We start from the raw sequence: 24,190 nt of genomic DNA on the forward strand, positions 1-24,190 counted from the left end.
CATTACGTATCTCGCCATGGGGCAATTGGCATGGGGAACTCCAAGTCAGCAGATAGATAAGCCGCAACAGCTTTTTGTTGTTGCGGCGTGCTGTCGAATTCATTGCAATTGAAGCCAGTGGCAGACGCCGCCCGAACTCTCTTTCGAGCGGATTTTTCTCATGTCTGATATACGCCCATCCTGGGCCTACTCGCTGCCGGCGGCACTGCTGCTGATGGCGCCTTTTGACATCCTCGCCTCGCTGGCCATGGATATCTACCTTCCCGTCGTCCCGTCGATGCCGGGCATATTGAACACGACGCCGCCGATAGTTCAGCTGACGTTGAGCCTCTATATGGTCATGCTGGGTCTCGGCCAGGTCGCGTTCGGCCCGCTTTCGGATCGCATCGGGCGTCGTCCCGTCCTGCTGTCGGGTGCGCTTCTGTTCGCCGCCGCATCCCTTGGAGCGGCGCTTTCATCGGATGCGACCGCCTTCGTACTTTGCCGATTGCTGCAAGCGACCGGCGCCTCAGCGGCTTTGGTCGCGACCTTTGCGACCGTCCGGGATGTCTATGGCAATCGCCCGGAGCAGGCAATCATCTATGCCGCCTTCGGCTCGATCCTCTCCTTCGTACCGGCGCTTGGGCCGATCGCCGGGGCGATGATTGCCGATCATTTCGGGTGGCGAGCGATCTTCATGCTGTTGGCGCTCCTTGCCCTGGTCGCAACGGTCAACGCCATGGCATGCTGGCACGAAACGCGACCGGCAGCTTCGGCCGGGCTGCGTCGCTCCATCTGGCCAATCTTCGCAAGCTTTCCATTCTGGACCTACACGCTGGCCTTCAGTGCGTGCATGGGCACGTTCTTCGTGTTCTTCTCGACCGCGCCACGCGTGTTGATCGGCCGGGCCGGCTATTCGGAATTTGGCTTCAGCATGGCATTCGCAACGGTCGCCGTTGTGATGATCGCGACGGCGCGCTTTGCCGGCGTGTTCGTCGGGAGGTGGGGTATCCCCGGCTGCGTTGGGCGGGGTATGGCATTGCTTCTTGCCGGTGCAGCCATGCTTGCGATCGGCCAGATTTATGGATCGCCGTCTTTTGGGAACTTCGTGCTGCCGATGTGGATCATGGCTGTCGGCATTGTCTTTGCGGCATCGGTGACGGCGAACGGGGCGCTCGCGGAATTTGGCGATATCGCCGGATCGGCCGTGGCCTTCTACTTCTGCATCCAGAGCCTGATCGTAAGCCTCGTCGGGACGCTGGCTGTAACGGCGCTGGATGGTGACAGTGCATGGCCTCTGGTGGCGTTCTCGACCCTGATGCCATTGCTGGTACTGGCAGCGCTTCATGTCTTGATGCGACTGCCTGAGAAGGCATCCATCTGAAACAACTGCCCGCGAAAGCCAGATTTCGCGGGCAGTTCAGGCTGGGTTTCAGCGTTCGTTTTGTCTGCTGCCGTTAGCAAACGATTTAGCGCCACCCCAAGGCCGGCGCGACATGGGTGAGGATGCTTTCGATGACATGGGCGTTGTAATCGACTCCGAGCTGGTTCGGCACGGTCAGAAGCAGCGTATCTGCGGCGGCGATGGCCTCGTCTTTCGCTAGCTGCTCGATCAGCACATCCGGCTCGGCGGCATAGCTGCGGCCGAAGATGGCGCGCGTCTTCTCATCGATGAAGCCAACCTTGTCGTCATCCTGGCCGCTGCGGCCGAAATAGGCGCGATCGAGATCGTTCACCAGCGCGAAGATACTGCGACTGACCGAGACCCGCGGTTCGCGCTTGTGCCCGGCTTCCTTCCAGGCTTCGCGATAGGCACGGATCTGGTCGGCCTGCTGGACGTGGAAGGGCAGGCCGCTTTCATCATCCTTCAGCGTCGAGCTTTGCAGGTTCATGCCGAGTTTTGCTGCCCATACGGCCGTAGCATTGGAGGATGCCCCCCACCAGATCCGGTCGCGCAAGCCTTCGGAATGCGGCTCCAGGCGTAGGAGCCCGGGAGGGTTGGGAAACATCGGCCGCGGATTTGGCTGTGCAAATCCCTCTCCGCGCAAGAGATCGAGCAGCACTTCGGCGTGCCGGCGGCCCATGTCGGCGTCGCTTTCGCCCTCCATCGGCGTGTAGCCGAAGTGGCGCCAGCCATCGATCACCTGTTCCGGCGAGCCGCGGCTGATGCCGAGCTGCAGTCGCCCGCCGGCGATGAGATCGGCAGCGCCCGCATCCTCGGCCATATAGAACGGGTTCTCATAGCGCATGTCGATGACGGCGGTGCCGGTTTCGATGCGGCTGGTCTTGGCACCGACCGCTGCCAGCAGAGGGAAGGGGGAGGCAAGCTGACGCGCAAAATGATGCACGCGAAAATAGGCGCCATCCGCACCCAATTGCTCGGCGGCGACGGCAAGGTCGATCGACTGTAGCAGTGTATCGGCTGCCGAGCGCGTCTGCGATTGCGGTGAGGGCGTCCAGTGGCCGAAGGAAAGGAAACCGATCTTCTTCATGGTGTTATCCTACTATATCCGGTTAACACGGCTCGATTTTGCGTCATGCACGTCTACGAAGATGCAAGCTGAATGCATTTTTGCTCCGTTGCTCCGTCTTCATGCCATGGCTCGCAAAAGCCGCAAGTTTATGCGCCTATATGTGCATGGATGTAACTGGATGGAACAGCACAATTTGTGAACTGATCGTCAATGACGATAGAGGCAGCGGATGAGGCCCTGACTATTCTGTGGGTTCAAACTGCTCGTTTCGGATGCAACTGTTTGATTTCGGTGCCGAGGATCAGAAGATCTTGCGATAAAAGAAGCGCGTCATGCCTTTCGGATAGTTTTCGAGCGTGCCGAAACGTTCATAGCCTTGGCGCTCATAGAAGCCGGGAGCCTGAAAGCTGAATGTATCGAGCCATACGCCGACGGCGCCTTTTGCCCTGATGATCTCTTCCGCTTCGCGGATCAGTTTCGATCCGAAATCCCCGCCGCGCAGGCTTTCGGGCACGAAAAGCAGTTCGATAAAAGCCCAATCGAAATAAAGCTGCGCCCAGATGCCGCCAACGATATTGCCCGTTTCGTCGCGCAGCACGACGGCAATCGGCTCGTAATTCTCATTGCCCGCCTTCGTCTTATTGAAGGCGTCCAGAGGTGCAAGAATCGCGCGGCGGTCGGCGTCCGTCGGGCTGTCCAGGACCGAAATTGTGGCGCTCGACATGGTTGCATTCTTCTCCGATATGATTTCCTGCGTGTTTTCTAACATGAACAAATTTTAAGGAACACGTTAACAATCGGATAACGCACCGCACCGAAACTGCCGCGTGTGTGAGTGCATCTCTCGCTTTCAACGTCCTTGAAACAAGAAATGGCAGGAAACTATGTTTGCAAGAAATTTCGCCCCCGTTCTGGTCTTCGTCGCATTCAGCGCCGGTATTGCGCATGCGGAAGTGCCCGTCCGTATCGATCAATTCGATCATTGGGGTGCATATTCTTATAAATCCGGCGACGACGTCAGTTGCTATGTTTTATCGAAACCGGTTGCGCAGCAGCCCGCCAGTGTCGACCACGGCGATAACTTCTTCATCGTCTCGCGCCTGTCTCCCGGCGACAAACTGGTTCCCGAGGCCGCGATGGGCTATGACCTGAAAGACGGTGCGCAGATGACGGCGACGGTTGGCGACAAGACGTTCCCGATGTTTACGAAAGACCGGCACGGCTGGGTAAGGAACGAGGCGCAGGAGCCGACCATGGTCAACGCCATGAAGGGCGGCGCACAGCTGCAGCTGCAGGCAACCTCGAAGCGAGGCACCGAGACGAGCTATTCCTACTCTCTCTCCGGCATTACGGCCGCGTTGAAGCGGATAGAGACTTGCCAGTGAGATCGGCGGCTTTTGGGGATAGGCCGGGGTTTTCGCTGCGGCGAGTTGTGTAGCTAGCGGGCGGATTGGCGTCTTCTCATTCCGCGGAGAAGGCGTCAGCCGGGGCTTTCGAACTGATATCTCTTGTGAAATCAAAAATCCTGATATAAATGAAACCTGTTGATGGGGAATTCAGGATTCGATGAAGCGCGGCTTTCTGACAATTTATGCGGGTGAGAATGCTGCGGTCTTCAGGGCGCTTTCGGCGCCGGCGCGCGTTGACATGCTGAAGCTGCTCTGCGCCAGGGGTTCGCTGAATGTCAACGAGATCGCCCGGGAACTGGACCTGCCGCAATCCACTGTCGCAACAGGCATCATGATCCTGGAAGAGGCCGGTCTTGTCGAGACCAAGGCCGCAAAAGCGCGCAAAGGCTACCAGAAGATCTGCACCGCGCTTTACGACGAAATCCTGTTGAGCTTCGAGGATCAGGCCTTCAAGCATGATGAGGACGTGATCGAAGTCGCCATGCCGATCGGCCTCTATACGAGCTGCGAGACACACGCGCCATGTGGTCTGTGTTCCACCGAAGGCGTCATCGGTCTGCTCGATGTTCCCGACTATTTCCTTGATCCGCAGCGCATGCAGGCAGGTCTTCTCTGGTTCGGCCGCGGCCATGTCGAATATAAATTCCCGAACAATGCCAAGATCTTGAACAGGAATGTCAATGCCATCGAATTCTCGATGGAGCTCTCATCCGAAGTGCCCGGCACCAATCCGGACTGGCCGTCCGACATTACCGTGTGGATCAACGGTGTTGCTGTGGGCACATGGACCTCTCCCGGCGACTACGGCGACAAGCGCGGAGCCTTTACGCCAAGCTGGTGGAAGCTGGAAGGCTCACAATATGGCAAGCTCAAGACTTGGCGAATCTCCAAGAAGGGCACGTTCATCGATGGGGTTGCCGCTTCCGATGTGACGATCGATGATCTCGCCATCGGCCAGCATTCCTCGATCCGCCTGCGGATCGGGATCGCCGAGGATGCGCGCAACACCGGCGGCATCAATATTTTCGGCCGAGGCTTCGGCAATTATGGCCGCGATATCCTTATGCGTATCGACTTGGCGCAATAATATCTCGATTTATGATATATAGCATATGATCGGAGCGAAATTCCGATAAGTCATATTTTTTTGTAAATAGCTGTTTTTGCGGGAAATTTTGTGCCGTTCTGGGTGCTGTCCCGATGACTTTTGCGCTATTTTCTGTTTTGGGCGCGTTGACGACCTTCCAAAAGTGTATCAAGATCAAGGTATAAGAACGAAATATCTGATATATATGGGAGGAAGGCCGTGAAGGCGCATGTGATCGTCCACCGTGATTTCCGAATTGCCGACATCGATGATCGGCTTTACAGCTCTTTTCTGGAGCATCTGGGCCGGGCGATTTATGGCGGCATCTATGAGCCGGGCCATCCGACGGCTGACGAGCACGGTTTTCGCAAGGATGTGATTGAGCTCGTACGCGAGCTCAACTCGCCCTACTGCCGCTATCCGGGTGGTAATTTCGTTTCCGCCTATAATTGGGAAGATGGCGTCGGGCCTCGTTCCGAGCGACCGGTGCGTCTCGACCTTGCCTGGCGGACGCGCGAGGCTAACCAGATCGGCGTCAATGAATTCGTCGATTGGTGCAAGAAGGCCAACACCAAGCCGATGCTTGCAGTCAACCTCGGCTCACGCGGCCTGGATGCGGCGAGAAACTTCCTCGAATATTGCAATCATCCGGGCGGTACCTATTGGTCGGATCTGCGGCGCAAGCACGGCTGGGCCGATCCGCATGGGGTGAAGCTCTGGTGCCTCGGCAATGAAATGGATGGCCCCTGGCAGGTCGGTCACAAGTCTGCCTATGAATATGGACGCCTGGCAGATGAAACCGCGAAGGCGATGCGCGGCTTCGACAAGTCGCTCGAACTCGTCGTCTGCGGCTCGTCCAATTCCGATATGAAGACCTATCCCGATTGGGAGGCTGAGGTCCTGGATCAGTGCTACGACAGCGCCGACCATATTTCGCTGCACATGTATTTCGCCAATCGCGAGAGAAACACGCTCAACTATCTGGCCAAGGCCGAGAAGCTCGATCGCTACATCGTCACCATCGGCGGCGTCATCGACTATATCAAGGCGAAGAAGCGCTCAAAGAAGACCATCGGCATTTCCTTCGACGAGTGGAACGTCTGGTATCATTCCAACCAGCAGGACAAGGAGATTCTGGCGCGAAACGAATGGCCGGATGCTCCGCATCTGCTTGAAGATGTCTATAATTTCGAGGACGTGCTGCAGGTCGGGGGCATTCTCAACACCTTCATTCGCCGCTCCGATCGCGTGCGCATTGCCTGTATCGCCCAGCTCGTCAACGTGATCGCGCCGATCATGACCGAGGACGGCGGCCCGGCATGGCGGCAGACGATCTACTATCCGCTTTATTTCGCCTCGAAATACGGCCGCGGCTACGCGCTGCGCCTGGTCACCGACGGCCCGACCTATGACAGCGACGAGGCCGATGACGTACCCTATCTCGATGTGTCGGCCGTTCACGATGACCTCGGCAAGATGGTCACGCTGTTTGCCGTTAACCGCCATCCCGACAGCGCGCTCGATCTCGACACGCGTCTCGAAGGCTTTGCCGGAGCCCGTGTCGTCGAACAGCATGAGATGGTCCACAGCGATCTGCGGGCAGTCAACACGGCAGCGCAGCCGAATGCTGTCGTTCCGACCCAGACGGGCGATGCCAAGATCGAGGATGGCCGGCTTCGTGCGACGTTGAAGCCGCTATCCTACACGGTGATCCGGCTAGCGGTGTAACGCCTTGCCGCTGGGGCCATGCGCTCCAGCATCGAAAACGGTCGAACGGTCGCGAGGAGGCGGCCGGCGGCCTTTTGCAGGCCCGGACCGCACGCAGCTTGCGTGGCCAGCCGGGAAAAGGGGTGAAATCGCGGTCTGCTCACCATCGCTTGGGTGCGCCGCGCAGTCGATAAAAATGGGAGGAGATCATGCAGCAGTGGAAGAAGCTTGCCTTCGGCGTCGCACTGGCCACGTTCGGCCTCGTTGCGGCGGCCAAGGCCCAAGATTATACCGCCTTGCCGCGCAAGGAGACCTTGATCGTTGAAAACCCTGAGGGAACGATCAAGAATCCTGGCTGGTTCAACGTCTGGGTCAATGGCGGTGGCGGCGTTTCGACCGGCATTCAGCAATTGACCATGGATACGCTCTGGTACATCGATCCGGAGAAGGGCCTGGGCGGTTCGGCCTGGGACAACTCACTTGCTGCAGACAAGCCGCAATATAATGACGATTTCACCCAGATGACGGTGAAACTGCGCAAGGGCATCTACTGGAGCGACGGCGTCGAATTCACCGCCGATGACGTGGTCTACACCGTCAAGACACAGATGGACCATCCGGGCATGAACTGGAGCGCGGCCTTCTCGGTCCAGGTCGCGAGTGTCGAAGCGCCGGATCCCTATACGGTCGTCTTCAAGCTGAAGAAGCCGAATTCGCGCTTCCATGCGATCTTCACCGTTCGCTGGAATGGCGCCTGGATCATGCCGAAGCATGTCTTCGAAAAGGTTGCCGATCCGGTTCGCTATGATTTTGCCAATCCCGTTTCGCTCGGCGCCTACAAGCTGAAGGCGTTCGACCCGCAAGGCAAATGGTACACCTGGGAGAAGCGCGACGACTGGCAGCGCACCTCGCTTGCCCGCTTCGGCGAGCCGGCTCCGAAATATGTGAGCTATGTCGATCCCGGTCCGCCGGATAAGCGCACGATTGCGCAGCTCGAACACAATCTCGATATCATTCATGACAACACGCCCGAGGGCATGTTCACGCTGAAGGAAAAGTCGAAGACGGTCGAAAGCTGGTTCCCCGGCTTCCCCTTCGCTCATCCCGATCCGACGCTGCCGGCCGTGATCTTCAATACGCAGGACCCGCTGTTCCAGAATCCTGACGTACGCTGGGCGCTGGCTTTGCTCATCGATATCAAGGCCGTCGACATGGCAAGCTATCGTGGGGCCGCGACGCTATCGGCACTCGGAGTTCCGCCGACGGCAATCGCGATGACGGACTATCAGGCGCCGATGCAGGATTGGCTGAAGAATTTCGAGATCGATACCGGCAAGCGCAAGATCAGGCCTTACGATCCGACGATCGGCCAGCAGATCGCCGACCTGCTGCGCAAACAGCCGAAGTACAAGGATCAGATCCCGACCGATCCGGCAGCGATCAGCAGCGCCTTCGGCTACGGCTGGTGGAAGCCTGATCCGCAGGCCGCCGCCGAGCTCCTGGAAAAGGCCGGCTTCAAGAAGTCAGGCGGCAAATGGATGACGCCTGACGGCCAGCCGTTCAAGATCCGTATGACGGTCGAGGGCGACACCCGCTCGGTCTTCACCCGCGCCGGCACTTTGATTGCACAGCAATGGGCCGCCTTCGGCATCGACGCCAAGGCCGTTCCCTCTTCGGCTGTCTGGCAAGGGCTGGCAACCGGTGACTTCCAGTGCGCCATCGCCTGGAGCGTCGAGACCTGGGGCGGCGATCCCGATCTGTCCTTCTTCTTGGACAGTTGGCATTCGGATTTCGTTGCCAAGAAGGGTGAGAACCAGGCGCCGCGCAATTGGCAGCGCTGGTCCAATCCGGATCTCGACAAAATCATCGAGAACATCCGCCGCGTCAGTGCCGATGATCCGAAGGGCATCGAACTCGGCAAGGACTATCTCAAGCTGGTAGCGCAGCAAATGCCGACCATTCCTCTGATGTCCTATAACGTCTTCACCTCGATGGATACGACCTACTGGAAGGGCTATCCGACCATTGCCGACCCCTATACGGACCCCGTTCCCAATTGGGCGAACTCCCGGTTGATGATGGTCAAGCTGAAGCCGGCCCAGCCCTGATTTCTCCCGACCCCGATGCGGCAATCGCCGCATCGGGCACCTTTCGCCGGACACTAGGCACGTCCGGCGAATCTTTTGAATTGATGATGAAGCGCAAGCAGCGAGGAAGACGGCGGCATGACGTCCTATCCAGTTTTCGTATTGAAACGATTTGGCCAATTCCTGCTCGTTGTCTTCCTCGGCATTTCCGCGACGTTCTTCATCACCCATATGACGCCGATCGATCCCGTCGAGGAAAGCATCGGCGCCATTCAGCAAATGGGGGCATCCGATCCCCGTGCCGTCGAGCTGATGCGCCAGTCGCTCAGAGAACTCTATGGTCTCGAGGGCTCCATCTGGCAGCAATATCTGCATTTCTGGGGGCGGCTTGCGACCGGCGATCTCGGGCCGTCACTCTCTGCATTTCCCACGCCCGTTTCGGCCATCATCATGAGGGCACTGCCCTGGACGATCGGCCTGATGACCGTTTCCGTCATCATCACATTCCTCCTCGGCAACATGATCGGCGCGCTCGCGGGCTATTACCGCAAGAGCATGGTGCTGAAGGCCGTCAGCCTCGTCTTCATAGCCATGCAGCCGATCCCCTATTATATCCTGGCCTTCGTTCTCATCATCCTCTTTGGCTATGTCTGGCCGATCCTGCCGATCAATGGCGGCTATGAGATGAACACCAATCTGCAGCTGTCCTTTGCATTGGTGCTCGATATTCTGCGCCACTCCATCCTGCCGGCGCTCTCGCTGATCCTTGTCGGGACGGGCGGCTGGCTGATCGGGATGCGGGCGCTCGTCTCCAATATCATCACCGAGGACTATGTGGTTTTCGCCGAGCTGGGCGGCGTGCCGAAGCGCAAGATCCTGCGCTCCTATATCGCCCGTAATGCCATGGTGCCGCAGTTTACCGGCCTTGCCATGTCGCTCGGCGCCGTCTTCAACGGCACGGTCATTACGGAGATCGTCTTCGGCTATCCCGGCATCGGCAATCTGCTGATTTCGGCCGTGCATGCCGGCGACTACAGCCTCGTGTTGGGGCTCAGCGCGCTCTCGATCGCCGGTGTCGCCGCCGCGGTCTTCATCATCGACATATTGGGTCCGCTGATCGACCCGCGCATCAAGGTGGAGTAGGCCATGCTGACGATCGTTCGCGACCTTGCTCGCCAGAATATGGAATTCCTTTTTGGTCTCCTGCTGCTCGCAATCATCGTCGGGCTGGTGATCCTGTCCTACTTTTCGCCCTATGGCCCTTCAGATCTCTATCTGTTGCCGCCGGATATGCCGCCGGATGGGCAATACTGGCTGGGTACGACATCGCGCGGTCAGGATGTTTTCTGGCAGCTCACGACAGCGCTCCGCAACACGCTTTATTTCGGCATCGGCGTCGCCATTCTGTCGCGCATCATCTCGCTGGTTGTGGGGCTGGTGGCGGGCTATGCCGGCGGGGTCGTCGATCGCGTGCTGATGGCGATCAATGACAGCATCATGGTCATTCCGCAATTTCCGCTGCTGATCCTGTTCTATTTCGTGCTGAAGGACGAAATGACGTGGACGGTACTGATCGTCGTCATGGCCTCGCTCGGCTGGTCCTACGATGCGCGCTTGATCCGCTCGGTGGCAATCAGCCTCAAGACGCGGCCATTTACCACGCAGAGCGTCTATTCCGGCATGAGCATGTCCAAGATCCTCGTCCAGGAGCATCTGCCCTATGTGCTGCCGATCGTCTTTGCCACGACGATGAATAACATGATCTGGTCGATCGGCATGGAGATCACCCTGTCGGTGCTCGGTTTCACCGATATCGAGACACCGACCATGGGCATGATGATCTATTGGGCGAACGCGCATTCGGCCCTGATCGCCGGTACATGGTGGTGGGTCGCAGCGCCGGTGGCCGCCATCGTCGTGCTGTTCATGGCGCTCTTCCTGCTGTCAATGTCGATGAATGAATACAACGATCCCCGCAGTCGCTTGAACAGGATGGGAGGCTAGGCATGGAGGCTGTCGTCGAAGTCAACAACCTCAAGGCCTATTACCGGGCCTTCCTTTACGGCGTCGATCGCGAAGTGCGGGCGGTTGACGATGTCAGCCTGTCGATCGGCCGCGGCGAGATTTACGGGGTTGCCGGTGAATCAAGCAGCGGCAAGACGACGCTGATCAAGACCATCGCGGGCGCCATCCGGCCGCCGCTTCGCGTCGTCTCCGGCGCTGTCAAGTTCCACTTCAACAGCGGCACGCAGGATATCTACGCCATGACGCCGGAGCAGCGGGCGTCGCTTCGCTGGCGCCATCTCTCCTACATCATGCAGGGATCGATGAATGTGCTCAATCCCGTGCGGCGCATCCGGCACTCGTTCACGGATTTTGCTTTCCGCCACATGAAAGCCGATCGCGGCACGTTCTTTGATCGGGTTGGTACACATCTCCAGCGGCTGAAGCTGGATGCCCACCTGCTCGATGCCTATCCGCATGAATTGTCCGGCGGCATGCGTCAGCGCATGACGATCGCGCTCGCCACCATCCTCACGCCGGAATTCATCATTGCCGACGAACCGACGACAGCGCTCGATGTCATCGTCCAGCGCGACGTGCTGTCGATGATCCGCGAGATACAGCGCGAAATGGGCTCCTCTTTCTTGTTCGTTACCCATGACATGGGCGTTCACGCCGCCGTCTCCGATCGCATTGGTATCGTCTATGCCGGTCGGCTGGTGGAGGAAGCTCCGACACGCAAGCTTTTTCAAATACCGCTGCATCCCTATACGCAGCATCTGGTCTCAAGCCTGCCGCGGATCGGGGATGTTTCGACGCGCCCCTCGCTCGAAGGCAGGCCGCCCAATCTCGCCATGCCACCGGAGGGATGCCGCTTTCACCCGCGCTGTCCGAAGCGCATGGATATCTGTAGCCGCGAAGCGCCGCCTATGGTGGCTGTCGAGCCGGATCGGCGTGTCGCCTGCTTCGCGGTGACGGGAGGCGCGCGATGAGCGATCTTCTTGCCCTCTCGCATGTCAGCAAAATCTTCCGGCAGGGCGGGATGCTCAGCCGTCGCCAGATCGTGGCGGTAAACGATGTCAGTCTGAGCTTGGGAGAGGAGCCGGAAATCCTCTCCATCGTCGGCGAGTCAGGCTCCGGCAAATCCACCATTGCCTCGATGATCCTCGGCCAGACGGCGCCGACATCGGGTGATCTCACCTTTCGCGGCAAACCCGTCGCCATTCACGGACGGTCCGAGCGCCGCGCCTTCATGCGCGAAGTGCAGCCGGTTCTTCAGAACCCGTTCGAGGCATTCAACCCGCTGAAGAGGGTCGATCGATATCTCTTTGAAACAGCGAAAAGTTTTGCACCGACGGGCGCACGGCCGAGCCGAGCTGATGTCGAGCGCATGGCCGACGAGGCGCTCGCTCATATTGGCTTGACGCTTGCCGAGATAAAGGGGCGTTTTCCGCATGAGCTTTCAGGCGGCCAGTTACAGCGAACCGCCATCGCGCGGGCACTCATCCCGCAGCCACGCTTGCTGGTTGCCGACGAACCCGTCTCGATGGTCGACGCTTCGCTTAGAATGGCGATCGTCAATCTCTTCGGCCAGCTGAAGAGGGACCTTGGGCTGTCGATCATCTACATCACCCATGATCTGGCAACCGCCTATTACATCAGCGATCGGATCATCATCATGAAGAAGGGTGAGATCGTCGAGCAGGGCGGCGCGCGTGCCGTCCTCGACAATCCGCAGCATCCTTATTCGCAGGCTTTGAAGGAAGCCGTGCTTTCCACGACGCCGGAGATGGAGCCGGCGGCGCTTAGCTGATCTGCAGACTTCAACGCGAGATCCGCGTCGAAAGGATGATGGACGACAAGGTGCGCTCGACGCCATCAATGGTGCCGATTCCGTCGATCAGTTGATCCAGCTGGGAGATCGACGGCGCCGCGATGATCGCGATCAGATCGAACGTGCCGCTCACCGAATGTAGCGTCGTTACCTCAGGGATGGCATCCAGTGACGCCGTCACGGCTGACAGTGCTTTCGGAGCGATCGTGATCAGCACATGCGCCCGAATGAGGCCGGACGAATAGGTCTCCGAGAGCTGCACACCATAGCCCGCAATCACGCCTTCTCGCTCCAGCCGCTCAAGCCTGGCTTGAACGGTGGTGCGCGACAGCGACAGCTTCTTGGCGAGCGTCGCGACCGGCATACGGGCATTCTGTCCGAGCAAGGCGATCAGTTCGCGATCCTTATCGGTAACCTGCATGGCGTTTCCTACATTTTGCAAAATTGCTTCGTCATTTTGCTTATATTTATACAACGAAATGCGTTTTTTGTCGCTATGAATCGTTCAACTCCTGCCTACACTTATAAAAATCTTATCAATGAAATGCAGGGGAGTCATATGAAAGACATAGTGGTCATTGGCGCAGGCAAGATCGGTGGGGCGATCGCTCTGATGCTGGCCGAAACGGGCGATTACAAGGTCGTCGTCGCCGACCGTAGCCAGGAACAGCTCGATAAGATCGATCGTCACCCTGCAATTTCCATCGCCGCCGTCGACATTGCCGACCGGGCCGGGCTTGTCGGCGTTCTGAAGGGCAAGTTTGCCGTCCTGTCGGCCGCACCGTTCCATCTCACTGGTTTCGTTGCGGAAGCGGCACTTGAAGCCGGCGTGCATTATCTCGACCTCACCGAAGACGTCGCCACCACGAAGAAGGTGGAAGAGCTGGCTCAGGGGGCAAACACCGCCTTCATCCCGCAATGCGGCCTGGCGCCGGGCTTCATCTCCATCGTCGCCAATGATCTCGCCAAGCGTTTCGACAGCCTCGACAGCGTCCGCATGCGCGTCGGCGCGCTGCCGCAATATCCGTCCAATGCCCTGAACTACAATCTGACCTGGAGCACGGACGGCCTCATCAACGAATATATCGAGCCGTGCGAGGCGATCGTTGAGGGCAAGCTCGTGACCGTGCCGGCTATGGAAGAGCGCGAAGAGTTCTCCCTCGACGGTGTCACCTATGAGGCCTTCAACACCTCGGGCGGCCTGGGTACGCTTGCCAAGACGCTGGCCGGCCGCGTGCGTACGATGAACTACCGCACTATCCGCTACCCCGGTCACCAGGCCATTATCAAGGCGCTGCTCAACGACCTGAACCTCAAGAACCGCCGTGACGTGCTGAAGGATCTCTTCGAAAACGCACTGCCCGCCACCATGCAGGACGTGGTCGTTGTTTTCGTCACTGTCTGCGGCTGGCGCGAGGGCCGCTACATGCAGGAGACCTATGCGAACAAGGTTTATGCCGGCATCGTTGCGGGCAAGAAGATGAGCGCCATCCAGATCACCACGGCCGCTGGCATCACCACCGTTCTCGATCTGCTCGCTCAAGGCAAGTTGCCCGCCAAGGGCTTCGTCTGCCAGGAAGAAATCGATCTCGGCGATTTCCTCGCCAATCGCTTCGGGCAGGTCTACAGCCTGGAGAAAATCAGGATGAGAGAAGCCGTCTAAGCGGCTATTCTTCCTGTTGTTTTTATATGTGGCGCCTTCGGGCGCCACATGTGTTTTGGCCCTTGGAAATGGCTCCTCGGCGACTAGCCAATCAGTCGCACGAGGATCTCGACCGGGTGCGGGATGGTCTGGCGATCGATCTTGGCGACCTGAGAGCGACAGGAGAAACCGGTTGCCATGACCACGGTCTGATTGCCGTTCTCAGCGATCCGGTCCTGCCAGCTCATTTCGTAGAGCTCTTCCGAGATGGCGCGATTGCGCACCTCATGACCGAAGGTGCCGGCCATGCCGCAACAGCCGACATCGGGCATATCGAGCTTGATACCCAATTTCCCGAAGAGATCAGACCATTGCTTAAGGGCAGCCGGCGCATTCGTCCGTTCCGTGCAATGGACAAGCAGTGCGAAACGCTCCTGCGGCAAGGCCCGTGCTGGCAACAAGCGGTCGAGATTGGTCGCGAGCCATTCCTGAAGCAGCAGCACCGGCACCTGTAGCCTAGCAGACGGCAGGGCCGCATATTCGCTGCGATAGGTCAGCGTCATCGACGGATCGATGCCGACGAGCGGGATGCCCATTTGCGACATGCGATCGAGATAGTCGCGCGATTTCGCCGCCACCTTCTCGAAGCGGCCAAGATAGCCATGCACGTGCAGGGCCTTGCCGTTGTTCTGTGATACGGCAAGCCACGGCTTGAAGCCCATTTTCAGTGCAAGCTTGAGAGTTGCGATAACGACACCCGGATCGAAATGGGTGGAGAAGACATCAGCAATGATGACGACAGCTTGCGCGCGCTCGTTTTCCGAGAGCTTCGCCAGACGCTCTGGCGTGGCGATCCGAACACCGAGCCGAGCGGCCTCCCGTTCGAGCGATATCGCCGGCATGGCCGGAAGCGCGGTCAGGCCGGCAAGCCGCATCAAGGCCTGGCCGGAGGCCGATCCGGTCAGCAGATTGTAGCCGGGCCGGAAACGCGCCATCAGCGGCAAAGTCGTTTCGATGGCCGCGACGATTGGGTCCTTGAGCGGCCTAAGGTATCGACCGTAGTAGAGCTCAAGGAATTTCGATCTGAACGCCGGCACGCTGACCTTGACGGGACATTGGCCAGCACAGGCCTTGCAGGCGAGGCAGGTATCCATTGCTGCCCGCACCTCGTGAGAAAAGTCGTCCCGATTGGCCGGATTGAGGGAGTTGGCCACCCGCTGCAGGAGATTGCCGAAAGGATTGGCGCGGCGCAGTGCTTCCGCCTCTCGCCGGGAATCGACCTTCCGCTCGGCAAGCAGGCGCAGCCACTCACGCATCAGCGCCGCGCGCCCCTTCGGCGAATAGCGCCGATCGCCCGTTGCCTTGAAGGAGGGACACATCGGGCTTGTGGCATCGAAATCGAAACAGGCGCCATTGCCATTGCAATAAGCAGCATTGTCGAAGGCAGCGCGGATATCATTGCCGATGATACGATCGAAGTCACCGCGCAGTGATATCTCGTCGATCTTCAGCAACGGACGCGATGCGCCCGAGGCGATCTTGCCAGGATTGAGGCGATCGCCGGGATCGAAAGCGCGCTTGATATCCTGCAGGCTGGGATAGAGGTCGCCGAAGTAATCAGGCACATATTCCGAGCGCACGCCCTTGCCATGTTCCCCCCAGAGCACGCCGCCATATTTGCGGGTGAGGGCAACGACGCCGTCGCTGATCTTGCGGACGAGCGGCTGATGGTCGGTGCGGGTGAGATCAAGCGCCGGGCGGACATGCAGAACGCCGGCGTCGACATGGCCGAACATGCCGTAGTCCAGCCCCTCGGCATCGAGAAGTGCGCGGAATTCGCCTATGTAGGCAGCCAGATTCTCAGGTGGAACGGCGGTGTCCTCGACAAAGGGCACCGGCCGCACCGGTCCCTCGACATTGCCGAGCAGACCGACGGCGCGCTTGCGCATCGACCAGATCGCCTCGATCTCGGCCTTGTCGCGGGCGACCGTATAGCCCTTGTGGCGTGCCGACGAGAGGTCATCAAGAGCGGCGGTCACATCCGCCAGCTTCCGTTCCAGCTCGTCGCGATTGTCGGCCAGCACCTCGACGATGTTGATACCATTGGCGGCGCCGGAAGCATCCTCGGGAAAGAAGCGTGCGATGCCGCTCCAGACGATATCGCCCTTTGCCAGACCCAGCACCTTCTCGTCGACCGTCTCGACGGAAGCGACCTTCAGCGCCACCAGCCGCCGCGCATCCTCAAGCGCGGTGTTGAAGTTGTCATAGCGGATGTTGATGAGGGCCGATTGTGCCGGGATCGGCAGCACGTTGAGCTCGGCTTCGGCGATCATCGCCAGCGTGCCTTCCGAGCCGCACAGCACCGCGTTCAGATCGAAGCGGCCGTCCTCACGCCTGATATGGGCGAGGTCGTAGCCGGTCATGTAGCGGTTGAGCTTCGGGAAGGTCGCGGCGATCAGCTCGCTTTTGTCCCGGGCAATCGCATCGACCACGCGATGAATTTCACCGATCCGATCGTCACGCGCCTTGATCTCCTCCAGCTCGGTCCCGGCAAGCGGGCGCGACCACCAATCGCTGCCATCCGAGAGCACCACATGCAGGCCGAGAACATGGTTGCTGGTCTTGCCGTAAAGACAAGAACCTTGGCCGCAGGCATCGGTGGAGATCATGCCGCCGATGGTGGCACGATTGGAGGTGGAAAGTTCGGGTGCGAAGAACAGCCCGTATGGTTTCAGCGCCTTGTTGAGCTGATCCTTGACGACGCCAGCCTCGACACGGGCGACCCCTCGAACCGGATCGATCTCCAGAATGCGGTTCATATGCCGGGAGCAATCGACGATGATGCCCGAGGTTAGGGACTGACCATTGGTTCCGGTTCCGCCGCCGCGCGGGGCGATGGCGAGATCGGAAAAGGCAGGCTCGGATATGACTCTGGCGATGATTTGCAGATCATCGCTGCCGCGTGGGTAGAGGATGGCGGCCGGCTTGACCTGATAGATGGAGTTGTCGGTCGAGGCGACCGTCCGCGCGCCGTCATCCGTCTCAACATCGCCTTGAAAGCCAAGTGCGGCCAGTCGGCGGCCGAAGGCGCCGATCTGATGTTGCGAACTGTCTTTCGCCGAAACGAGGCGTGGTATCATGATGCGAAGACTTCCGGCGTTTTACGCGATGACGAGAGCGTTCCTGTTTTTAAACAGAATTACGGAAATGCTCTATCTCTTTGTTTTCACGCAATTCCGGATGCATGACTGCTTTGCGCTTCGGCTGGAATTGCTTTAGCGTCTAAGAGCTGCGCAAGCCCGCTCGATACGATCGAGGGCTTCAACGAGATCGGCTTCCGACGTCGCGTAGGAAATGCGGAAATAGGGGGACAGGCCGAAGGCGGAGCCGGGTACGACGGCGACATGGGCTTCATCGAGCAGATAGGCGCAGAAGTCCGCATCCGTGGCAATCGTCTTTCCGGATGGCGTCGTCGTTCCGAGCACGCCGGCACAGCCGGAGAAGGTGTAGAAGGCACCTTCCGGCACCAGGCAATCCAGCCCTTCAATGGCGTTCAGCCGGTTAACCACCAGATCGCGCCGACGCTGGAAGCTTGCCTTGCGACCCTCAAGAAAATCCTGCGGGCCATTGAGCGCCGCAACGGCCGCCGCCTGGCTGATGGAGGAGGGGCAGGATGTTGCCTGGCTCTGGATAACGGCCATGGCCTTGATGAGAGCCTTCGGACCGCCGGCATAGCCAATGCGCCAGCCGGTCATGGCATAAGCCTTGGAAACGCCGTTCACCGTCAGGGCTCGGCTCTTGAGGCTGGGCTCGATCGCGACGGGCGTGACGAACTCGAACCCGTCATAGACAATGTGCTCATACATATCGTCGACCATCAGCCAGACATGCGCATGGCGGAGCAGCACCTCGATCAGCGGCAGATAATCGGCCTTGGAATAGGCCGCACCCGACGGGTTCGATGGCGAGTTGAGCAGCAGCCAGCGCGTCTTCGGCGTGATCGCCTTTTCGAGCTGATCCGCCTTCAGGCGAAAACCGGCCTTGGCGTCGCAGGGGATCAAAACTGGCACGCCGCCGCAGATTTCGACGATATCGGAATAGGAGGTCCAATAGGGCGTCGGGATGATGACCTCGTCGCCCGGATTGATCGAGGCCATGAAGGCGTTGAACAGGATCTGCTTGGCACCCGTCGCCACGGTGATTTCGTCGAGCGCGTAGTCGATGCCGTTCTCGCGCTGAAACTTTCCGGCGATCGCCTTCTTCAGCTCCGGCGTGCCGTCGAGCGCGGTGTATTTCGTTTCGCCGCGATCGATGGCGGCCTTGGCCGCTTCCTTCACATTGTCAGGCGTATCAAAATCCGGCTCGCCCGCACCGAGAATGATAACGGGCAGGCCGTCACGCTTCATCGCGCTGGCGCGCGCGCCGATCTGAAGAATGGTGGAAACGCCGATGGAGGCGATCCGCGAAGCGGGCTTGAAGCCCGCCTCTTCGATTTTCGTGGCGATCGTCATGGAGCTTACTCGATGTCGAAGGAGACACCCTGCGCCAGCGGCAGGGCCTTGGAGTAGTTCACCGTGTTGGTCGCCCGGCGCATATAGGCCTTCCAGGCATCCGAGCCGGATTCGCGGCCACCGCCGGTTTCCTTCTCGCCGCCGAATGCGCCGCCGATTTCAGCACCCGAGGTGCCGATATTGACGTTGGCGATACCGCAATCGGAACCGTCGGCTGCGAGGAAGCGCTCCGATTCCTGCATGTCGCGCGTGAAGATCGAGGACGACAGGCCAGCGGCAACGGCGTTGTGCTCGTCGATGACGGCGTCGAAATCGTCATAGGGCATGACATAGAGGACCGGCGCGAAGGTTTCTTCCATGACCGGGCCTGCCTGCTTCGGCATTTCCACCAGCGCCGGCTTTGCGTAATAGCCGTCGGCATGGCCGACGTCGATCCGCTCGCCGCCGGTGACAGAGCCGCCGTGGGCCTTCGCTTCGGCAATCGCCTTCTGCATGTTGTCGAAGGCGGCCTTGTCGATCAGCGGGCCGACGAGAGCGGAGGAGTGCAGGGGGTCGCCGACCGATACGCTCTGATAGGCCTTCTTCAGCCGCGGCACGAGCTGGTCGTAGACGCTTGTGTGAACGAAGAGGCGGCGGAGCGTCGTGCAGCGCTGGCCGGCCGTGCCCATGGCGCCGAAGGCGATGGCGCGCAACGCCATGTCGAGATCCGCCGACGGGCAGACGATGCCGGCATTGTTGCCGCCGAGTTCGAGAATGGCGCGGGCAAAGCGCTTGGCAAGCCGCGGTCCGACCTCACGACCCATGCGGGTCGAGCCGGTTGCCGAAACGAGCGGCACCTTCGGATGGTCGACGAGGATTTCGCCGATCGCACGATCGCCGATCAGCACCTGCGACAGGCCTTCCGGTGCATCGCCGAAGCGGGCAAGCGCGCGATCGAGGATCGCCTGCGAGGCGAGCGCCGTCAGCGGCGTCTTTTCCGAGGGCTTCCAGATGACGGCGTCGCCGCAGATGAGCGCGAGTGCTGCGTTCCACGACCATACCGCGACCGGGAAGTTGAAGGCCGAGATGATGCCGACGACGCCGAGGGGATGCCAGGTCTCCATCATGCGATGGCCCGGACGTTCGGTCGCGATCGTCAGGCCGTAAAGCTGGCGGGAAAGACCGACGGCGAAATCGCAGATGTCGATCATTTCCTGGACTTCGCCGAGGCCTTCGGAACGGATCTTGCCGGCTTCGATGGAAACCAGGCGGCCGAGATCGTCCTTGGCGGCTCGCAGCTCTTCGCCGAGCAGGCGCACCAGTTCGCCGCGCTTCGGGGCTGGCACAAGGCGCCAGGCGCGGAATGCGGCGTGAGCCTTCTCGATCCTGCTTGCCGCTTCGTCGGCCGAAACGGTCTTGAGGCTGCCGATCTTTTCGCCGGTGACCGGGGAGTAAGAGGGCATGTCGCCCCCATTATAGAGCGCCTTGTCGACGCCGAGCTTTTCGAGAATGGCGGCAGCTTCGGCTGCAACGGAAGGGGTCTTGGCTGCGATATTCATCTCATGAAACTCCAATTGTCTTTGATCCCGGCGAGCGATTGTTGGCGTCGCTACGCCTCACTCGGCGGCGTCTTGTTTGGAAAGTGCCCGCAGGCAGGCGTCGATCGATGCCTGTTCGATGCCGGCGTAATGGTCGAATTCGTTCAGCACCTTCATGCCGAGATCGGCTTCGAAGCGTTGCTGGTTCGGGCTGGCGACAAAATCCTGCTGTGCGCCATCGCCAAGATTGGACTGAAAGATGCCGGCGGCACTGACGGGGAGGAAATCCTCGTAGACGATCGGATCGAACTGGATCAGGCCTTGGTCGATCAGCGCGTCGATATCGCCACGGTTCGTTGTGGCAGTCTTGCCCTTGGCCGTCAGCGAATAGGTGAAATAGCCGAGGCCCTCGGCGCGGATTGCCGCCCAGTCATCCGGGAATTCGGCGAAGCGCTGAGCAAGCGCTGCCTCATAATCGCGTGCGTTCGATCCGTCGGCAGCCGGGCGGACGATCTTGCGGGATTGATCCAGCAGCGTGTCGTAAAGCGCGCGGCCCTTCGGCGTCAGCGCAATGCCGCGTTGCTCGATTTCGCCGAAGCGGGCGGTGTGCGAGCCGTCTTCCCAGACGCCATCGGCGTTGCGGAAGGAAACGGCCTCTTCAAGCGCCTTGAACGAGGTCTGGCGCAACAGGATCGGGCAGGAGCGCGTCGGCGGCCCCTCGACGACGGCCTTCGGTGCGATGTCGTAATCCGGCATCAGTGCCTGGACGCGATCGATATCGAGCGTGCGCGGCGTCAAATGGTTGATGTGCGGCCCCTTGAACGACACGACATCGGCGATCAGGCGATGAGCATCGTGGAGGCGGTGGTACATGCCGGCATCGACATTGGCTTCGTCATGCCAGCGGAAGGTTTCCAGCACCTCGTCGACGAACCGGCTCGCATCGGCCATGGTCAACCCGCCTTCGCGCTCGGCCTTTTCGGTGAGTGCAACGGCGCCATCGGTGAAAATCTGGCGCTCGGCGAGAATGTCCGCAGCCGCCTTGCGAAGGTCTTCATCGGCAATGAGATCGAGCCGGAGCAGCGAGGTGAAGACGCGGAAGGGATTGCGCTTCAGTTCCGCATCGCCGGTCGGGCGGAATGCCGTCGAATGAACCGGCACGCCGGCGGTCGAGAGATCGTAATAACCGACCGGATACATGCCCATGACGGCGAAGACGCGCGCCATCATCTCAAGCTCCGCCGCCGTGCCGAGCCGGATGGCGCCGTGGCGCTCCTCGGAAATGCGATCGAGATAATCGGTCGCCTCCAGCCGCTCCTTCAGCTTGGGCTGGGCGATGAGCGTTTCATCGTTGACGCGGGCGACCAGCTCCATGAGCGTGCCGTAGGCGGGGACTTCCTCGCGATACATCGCCGACATGGCGGCGGAAAAAGCGCTGCGAATATCGCTGGTCGAAACGTGGTCAGGCTTCATGTGCGATCTCTTCCTGAAAGGCTATATCATTCCTATTTGGCAGGATATCTCTTGTTTGATGGCCAGTGTTGTGAGAGAGAATTCTAACTTGATGCGGAAATGGAATGAATATGCGCCGACGCCTCATCCCTGACATCGTCAATCTGCAGGCGTTCGAATGCGCCGCGCGCCATCAGAATTTTTCGCGCGCGGCCGAAGAGCTAAACCTCACGCAAAGCGCCGTCAGTCGGCAGATCAGCGATCTCGAGCAGCAGACGGGCTTGAAATTGTTCGAGCGCGTCCGTCAGCGTGTCGTGCTGTCGGAGGCCGGACTTCGGCTGTTGCCGGAGGTCAAGGACCTGCTCTTACGCTCGGAGCGGTTGATGATTGGCGCCGTCGCCGCCGGCCAGATGAAACTATCATTGAAGGTCGCGACGTTGCCGACCTTCGGTACGCGCTGGCTGGTGCCCCGCCTCGGCCGTTTCCTGGACGAGCATCGCGACGTTGCCGTCACGGTGGAATCACGCTCCAAGCCCTTCAATTTTGATGAGGATAATTTCGATCTCGCCATTCACTATGGCCTGCCGGCCTGGGCCGGGGCGGTTTCCACCTTTCTTTGCAACGAAACCGTATTGCCTGTCGCCAGTCGGGTGCTTGCCGGGCGACTGAGCCTCGTATTGCCGGAGGAGCTCTCGGGAGCGCCGCTGCTGCATCTGACGACTCGCCCGAAGCTCTGGGCGCAATGGTTCGATCTGCAGGAGCTGCCGACGGAGAATGCCTATCCTGGCGCACGCTTCGACCAGTTCTCCATGATTATCGCAGCAGCCATCGCCGGGCTCGGCGTGGCGCTTCTGCCGACCTATCTGATCGAGGATGAGCTCAAGGCCGGCACGCTGCTGCCGCTGTTTGATCTGCCGATGCCGACCGAGAACAGCTACTACGTCGTCATGCCGGAAAAGAAGCAGACGAACGAGACGGCGACATTATTTCAGCATTGGTTGCTGAGCGAGGTCACGCCGCAATCGCAGGGGATGACGCCGCGCTGATTTGCGTCCAATGATGCGAGGCGAAAAGGATTGCCGCGGGGAAGCCAATCCGAACGGATTTTAATCGCCGGAGATTCAAGGTGATTTTCATTTGTAGTGCAAGGATATTCGGCTGGGCCCGATCGCTCCGCTGATAGAACGGCGTTGCAGGAATTAAACATCCGTATCGGACGGGAGGACGCTTTGCCAAACTACGTTCTGCTACCTGAGGCTGCCGCGTTGCTTGCTGGCGCGAAAAGGGTACTTGTCATCGGCTGCTCCGGTGGCGGTAAGACGACCTATTCACAGAAGATCGCGGCTACATTCGATTTGGAGTTTCAATCGCTCGATCGAGATGTCCGATGGCTACCGGGTTGGAAAGAGCGCGAAAGGGATGAGCAGCGGTCGATTATCGTCGAGTTGGCGCGACGGGAGAGGTGGGTCATGGATGGCAGCGGTGCATCCGCTTTGGATCTAAGATTGCCGCGTACCGATCTCATCCTTTGGGTTCGAGTGCCGAGACATGTCGCATTATTTGGTCTGGCTAAGCGGGTTTCACGGCACTATGGAACAGTTCGACCTGCGATGGCCGAAGGTTGTCCTGAACCGCTGCCAGACAGGGCTTTCTTATCCTATATCTGGAATTTCGAGAGAAAATACGCGCCTCTGTTCGTTCGAAGTATCGACCTGCATGGACCACAAGTACCTGTCGCCCTTTTGAATTCGCACGGTGAGATGAACCGGCTGCTACGGCTTGCAGGCAACGGCAGATGAAGGGCAGCGGTGATGCGCTGACCAAGTCTACAGCTACGGCCGAGAATCGTGCTTGAATGCAGAAGGCAAAGTCATGGCCGCATGGTCGTTTCCAAGAGGATGGGGGCAATGAGGATGAGCGAACAAGCGGAATTGGAGGATATCGTCTTCAAGAGCCCTTTGCTCATGCCGCTTCTCAAACGCTGGGATGAGATTGCGCTGCCAGATTGCTGGCTGGTGGCAGGAGCCATTGCCCAAACCGTTTGGAACCACGCCTTCGGATTGCCTTCGTCTCACGGGATCAATGACCTCGATATCGTTTATTTCGACGCCGATGATTTGTCTGAACAAGCGGAGGCCGACCATGCAACTCGGGTCCGAGAGATGTTTTCCGATTTACCGGTCTGGATCGATGTGAAGAACGAAGCCCGTGTGCACTGCTGGTACGAGGCGAAGTTCGGATACCCGATCCCGCCTTACAAATCGACCCTGGATGCCATCACCACTTTCCCGACCACGGCAACCGCCGTGGGCTTGCGTCCCAATGGCGAGGGCCTGGAATGCTGCGCCCCATTCGGTCTTTCCGATCTGCTGAATGGTATCGTGCGCCCCAACAAGAAGCAGATAACCCAGGCGATCTATGAGCAGAAAGTCCATCGCTGGACCGCAGTCTGGCCGAGGCTAACGGTCATGGACTGGGACGGCTGAA

At 59.5% G+C, this 24,190-nt stretch carries 20 protein-coding genes; 13 read left to right on the forward strand and 7 right to left on the reverse strand.

The annotated features are described in order from the left end of the window. The first annotated feature begins 160 nt into the window (after positions 1-160). Complete coding sequence (gene cml / locus ABOK31_RS25950) at positions 161-1,363, forward strand: CmlA/FloR family chloramphenicol efflux MFS transporter (RefSeq protein WP_349959600.1); 1,203 nt, start codon at positions 161-163, stop codon at positions 1,361-1,363. 85 nt (positions 1,364-1,448) lie between these two features. Here the strand turns inward: cml and ABOK31_RS25955 are convergent, their stop codons facing one another. Together ABOK31_RS25955 and ABOK31_RS25960 are read right to left on the reverse strand one after the other, a co-directional pair. Beyond that, positions 1,449-2,471, reverse strand: coding sequence for an LLM class flavin-dependent oxidoreductase (locus ABOK31_RS25955; RefSeq protein ID WP_174173120.1), 1,023 nt, complete (start codon positions 2,469-2,471; stop codon positions 1,449-1,451). A 283-nt stretch (positions 2,472-2,754) separates the two neighbouring features. Then, a complete protein-coding gene (locus tag ABOK31_RS25960; protein WP_349959602.1) occupies positions 2,755-3,177 on the reverse strand; it encodes a GNAT family N-acetyltransferase in 423 nt (140 codons plus the stop codon). Between the two features lie 160 nt (positions 3,178-3,337). Here ABOK31_RS25960 and ABOK31_RS25965 point away from each other — a divergent pair, with 160 nt between their 5' ends. The 8 genes from ABOK31_RS25965 (at position 3,338) to ABOK31_RS26000 (ending at position 12,560) form a co-directional block, all read left to right on the forward strand. Then, the gene (locus tag ABOK31_RS25965; protein WP_349959603.1) at positions 3,338-3,838 is read left to right on the forward strand and encodes an invasion associated locus B family protein; all 501 of its coding nucleotides are present in this window, start codon (positions 3,338-3,340) and stop codon (positions 3,836-3,838) included. Between the two features lie 181 nt (positions 3,839-4,019). After that, positions 4,020-4,949 (forward strand): ArsR family transcriptional regulator, encoded by a 930-nt coding sequence (locus ABOK31_RS25970; protein WP_174173117.1) that lies wholly within the window; start codon positions 4,020-4,022, stop codon positions 4,947-4,949. A 219-nt stretch (positions 4,950-5,168) separates the two neighbouring features. Beyond that, the gene (locus ABOK31_RS25975) at positions 5,169-6,677 is read left to right on the forward strand and encodes an alpha-N-arabinofuranosidase (protein ID WP_349959605.1); all 1,509 of its coding nucleotides are present in this window, start codon (positions 5,169-5,171) and stop codon (positions 6,675-6,677) included. Positions 6,678-6,865: 188 nt separating this feature from the next. Next, positions 6,866-8,764 carry an ABC transporter substrate-binding protein gene (locus ABOK31_RS25980; RefSeq protein WP_349959607.1) on the forward strand — a complete coding sequence of 633 codons (1,899 nt, stop codon included), beginning with the start codon at positions 6,866-6,868 and terminating at the stop codon, positions 8,762-8,764. A gap of 117 nt (positions 8,765-8,881) precedes the next feature. Continuing rightward, the gene (locus ABOK31_RS25985; protein ID WP_113344779.1) at positions 8,882-9,886 is read left to right on the forward strand and encodes an ABC transporter permease; all 1,005 of its coding nucleotides are present in this window, start codon (positions 8,882-8,884) and stop codon (positions 9,884-9,886) included. A 3-nt stretch (positions 9,887-9,889) separates the two neighbouring features. Then, complete coding sequence (locus ABOK31_RS25990; protein WP_349959608.1) at positions 9,890-10,747, forward strand: ABC transporter permease; 858 nt, start codon at positions 9,890-9,892, stop codon at positions 10,745-10,747. A 2-nt stretch (positions 10,748-10,749) separates the two neighbouring features. Beyond that, entirely contained in the window at positions 10,750-11,739 is a 990-nt protein-coding gene (locus ABOK31_RS25995; protein WP_349959609.1) for an ABC transporter ATP-binding protein, read from the forward strand. Further along, positions 11,736-12,560, forward strand: a complete 825-nt coding sequence (locus ABOK31_RS26000) for an ABC transporter ATP-binding protein (RefSeq protein ID WP_349959610.1) — start codon at positions 11,736-11,738, stop codon at positions 12,558-12,560. The genes ABOK31_RS25995 and ABOK31_RS26000 overlap by 4 nt, the downstream gene beginning before the upstream one ends. Positions 12,561-12,570: 10 nt before the next feature. Here ABOK31_RS26000 and ABOK31_RS26005 read toward each other — a convergent pair whose 3' ends face one another. Then, positions 12,571-13,002, reverse strand: coding sequence for an Lrp/AsnC family transcriptional regulator (locus ABOK31_RS26005; protein ID WP_349959612.1), 432 nt, complete (start codon positions 13,000-13,002; stop codon positions 12,571-12,573). A gap of 138 nt (positions 13,003-13,140) precedes the next feature. Between ABOK31_RS26005 and ABOK31_RS26010 the strand changes: the two genes are divergently transcribed. Then, a complete protein-coding gene (locus ABOK31_RS26010; RefSeq protein WP_174173109.1) occupies positions 13,141-14,244 on the forward strand; it encodes a saccharopine dehydrogenase family protein in 1,104 nt (367 codons plus the stop codon). A gap of 83 nt (positions 14,245-14,327) precedes the next feature. Here ABOK31_RS26010 and ABOK31_RS26015 read toward each other — a convergent pair whose 3' ends face one another. The 4 genes from ABOK31_RS26015 to ABOK31_RS26030 all read right to left on the reverse strand — a co-directional run bounded on the left by ABOK31_RS26015 (position 14,328) and on the right by ABOK31_RS26030 (position 21,724). Further along, the gene (locus ABOK31_RS26015) at positions 14,328-17,363 is read right to left on the reverse strand and encodes an FAD-binding and (Fe-S)-binding domain-containing protein (RefSeq protein ID WP_349959613.1); all 3,036 of its coding nucleotides are present in this window, start codon (positions 17,361-17,363) and stop codon (positions 14,328-14,330) included. A gap of 135 nt (positions 17,364-17,498) precedes the next feature. Continuing rightward, positions 17,499-18,734, reverse strand: a complete 1,236-nt coding sequence (locus tag ABOK31_RS26020) for a pyridoxal phosphate-dependent aminotransferase (protein ID WP_349959615.1) — start codon at positions 18,732-18,734, stop codon at positions 17,499-17,501. A 5-nt stretch (positions 18,735-18,739) separates the two neighbouring features. Beyond that, positions 18,740-20,272 (reverse strand): aldehyde dehydrogenase family protein, encoded by a 1,533-nt coding sequence (locus tag ABOK31_RS26025; protein WP_174173106.1) that lies wholly within the window; start codon positions 20,270-20,272, stop codon positions 18,740-18,742. Between the two features lie 57 nt (positions 20,273-20,329). Next, entirely contained in the window at positions 20,330-21,724 is a 1,395-nt protein-coding gene (locus tag ABOK31_RS26030; RefSeq protein WP_349959617.1) for a VOC family protein, read from the reverse strand. 104 nt (positions 21,725-21,828) lie between these two features. Here ABOK31_RS26030 and ABOK31_RS26035 point away from each other — a divergent pair, with 104 nt between their 5' ends. From ABOK31_RS26035 to ABOK31_RS26045, 3 genes are all read left to right on the forward strand, one after another. Beyond that, positions 21,829-22,749, forward strand: coding sequence for a LysR family transcriptional regulator (locus ABOK31_RS26035; protein WP_349959620.1), 921 nt, complete (start codon positions 21,829-21,831; stop codon positions 22,747-22,749). A gap of 183 nt (positions 22,750-22,932) precedes the next feature. Further along, positions 22,933-23,502, forward strand: a complete 570-nt coding sequence (locus ABOK31_RS26040; RefSeq protein WP_174173103.1) for an AAA family ATPase — start codon at positions 22,933-22,935, stop codon at positions 23,500-23,502. Between the two features lie 81 nt (positions 23,503-23,583). After that, a complete protein-coding gene (locus tag ABOK31_RS26045) occupies positions 23,584-24,189 on the forward strand; it encodes a nucleotidyltransferase family protein (RefSeq protein WP_350019287.1) in 606 nt (201 codons plus the stop codon). Position 24,190 lies beyond the last annotated feature (1 nt).

This window comes from Rhizobium sp. ZPR4 (genome assembly GCF_040215725.1).
Lineage (GTDB): Bacteria > Pseudomonadota > Alphaproteobacteria > Rhizobiales > Rhizobiaceae > Rhizobium > Rhizobium rhizogenes_D.

Bases quoted from the DNA above. Each gene is read 5' to 3' on its own strand.
- ABOK31_RS25970 (WP_174173117.1), top strand. From the start codon at position 4,020: ATGAAGCGCGGCTTTCTGACAATTTATGCGGGTGAGAATGCTGCGGTC.
- cml (WP_349959600.1), top strand. From the start codon at position 161: ATGTCTGATATACGCCCATCCTGGGCCTACTCGCTGCCGGCGGCACTG.
- ABOK31_RS25995 (WP_349959609.1), top strand. From the start codon at position 10,750: ATGGAGGCTGTCGTCGAAGTCAACAACCTCAAGGCCTATTACCGGGCC.
- ABOK31_RS25980 (WP_349959607.1), top strand. From the start codon at position 6,866: ATGCAGCAGTGGAAGAAGCTTGCCTTCGGCGTCGCACTGGCCACGTTC.
- ABOK31_RS26000 (WP_349959610.1), top strand. From the start codon at position 11,736: ATGAGCGATCTTCTTGCCCTCTCGCATGTCAGCAAAATCTTCCGGCAG.
- ABOK31_RS26035 (WP_349959620.1), top strand. From the start codon at position 21,829: ATGAATATGCGCCGACGCCTCATCCCTGACATCGTCAATCTGCAGGCG.
- ABOK31_RS25955 (WP_174173120.1), bottom strand. From the start codon at position 2,471: ATGAAGAAGATCGGTTTCCTTTCCTTCGGCCACTGGACGCCCTCACCG.
- ABOK31_RS26030 (WP_349959617.1), bottom strand. From the start codon at position 21,724: ATGAAGCCTGACCACGTTTCGACCAGCGATATTCGCAGCGCTTTTTCC.
- ABOK31_RS26025 (WP_174173106.1), bottom strand. From the start codon at position 20,272: ATGAATATCGCAGCCAAGACCCCTTCCGTTGCAGCCGAAGCTGCCGCC.
- ABOK31_RS26005 (WP_349959612.1), bottom strand. From the start codon at position 13,002: ATGCAGGTTACCGATAAGGATCGCGAACTGATCGCCTTGCTCGGACAG.
- ABOK31_RS26010 (WP_174173109.1), top strand. From the start codon at position 13,141: ATGAAAGACATAGTGGTCATTGGCGCAGGCAAGATCGGTGGGGCGATC.
- ABOK31_RS25965 (WP_349959603.1), top strand. From the start codon at position 3,338: ATGTTTGCAAGAAATTTCGCCCCCGTTCTGGTCTTCGTCGCATTCAGC.
- ABOK31_RS26015 (WP_349959613.1), bottom strand. From the start codon at position 17,363: ATGATACCACGCCTCGTTTCGGCGAAAGACAGTTCGCAACATCAGATC.
- ABOK31_RS25985 (WP_113344779.1), top strand. From the start codon at position 8,882: ATGACGTCCTATCCAGTTTTCGTATTGAAACGATTTGGCCAATTCCTG.
- ABOK31_RS25960 (WP_349959602.1), bottom strand. From the start codon at position 3,177: ATGTCGAGCGCCACAATTTCGGTCCTGGACAGCCCGACGGACGCCGAC.
- ABOK31_RS25990 (WP_349959608.1), top strand. From the start codon at position 9,890: ATGCTGACGATCGTTCGCGACCTTGCTCGCCAGAATATGGAATTCCTT.
- ABOK31_RS26045 (WP_350019287.1), top strand. From the start codon at position 23,584: ATGGTCGTTTCCAAGAGGATGGGGGCAATGAGGATGAGCGAACAAGCG.
- ABOK31_RS26020 (WP_349959615.1), bottom strand. From the start codon at position 18,734: ATGACGATCGCCACGAAAATCGAAGAGGCGGGCTTCAAGCCCGCTTCG.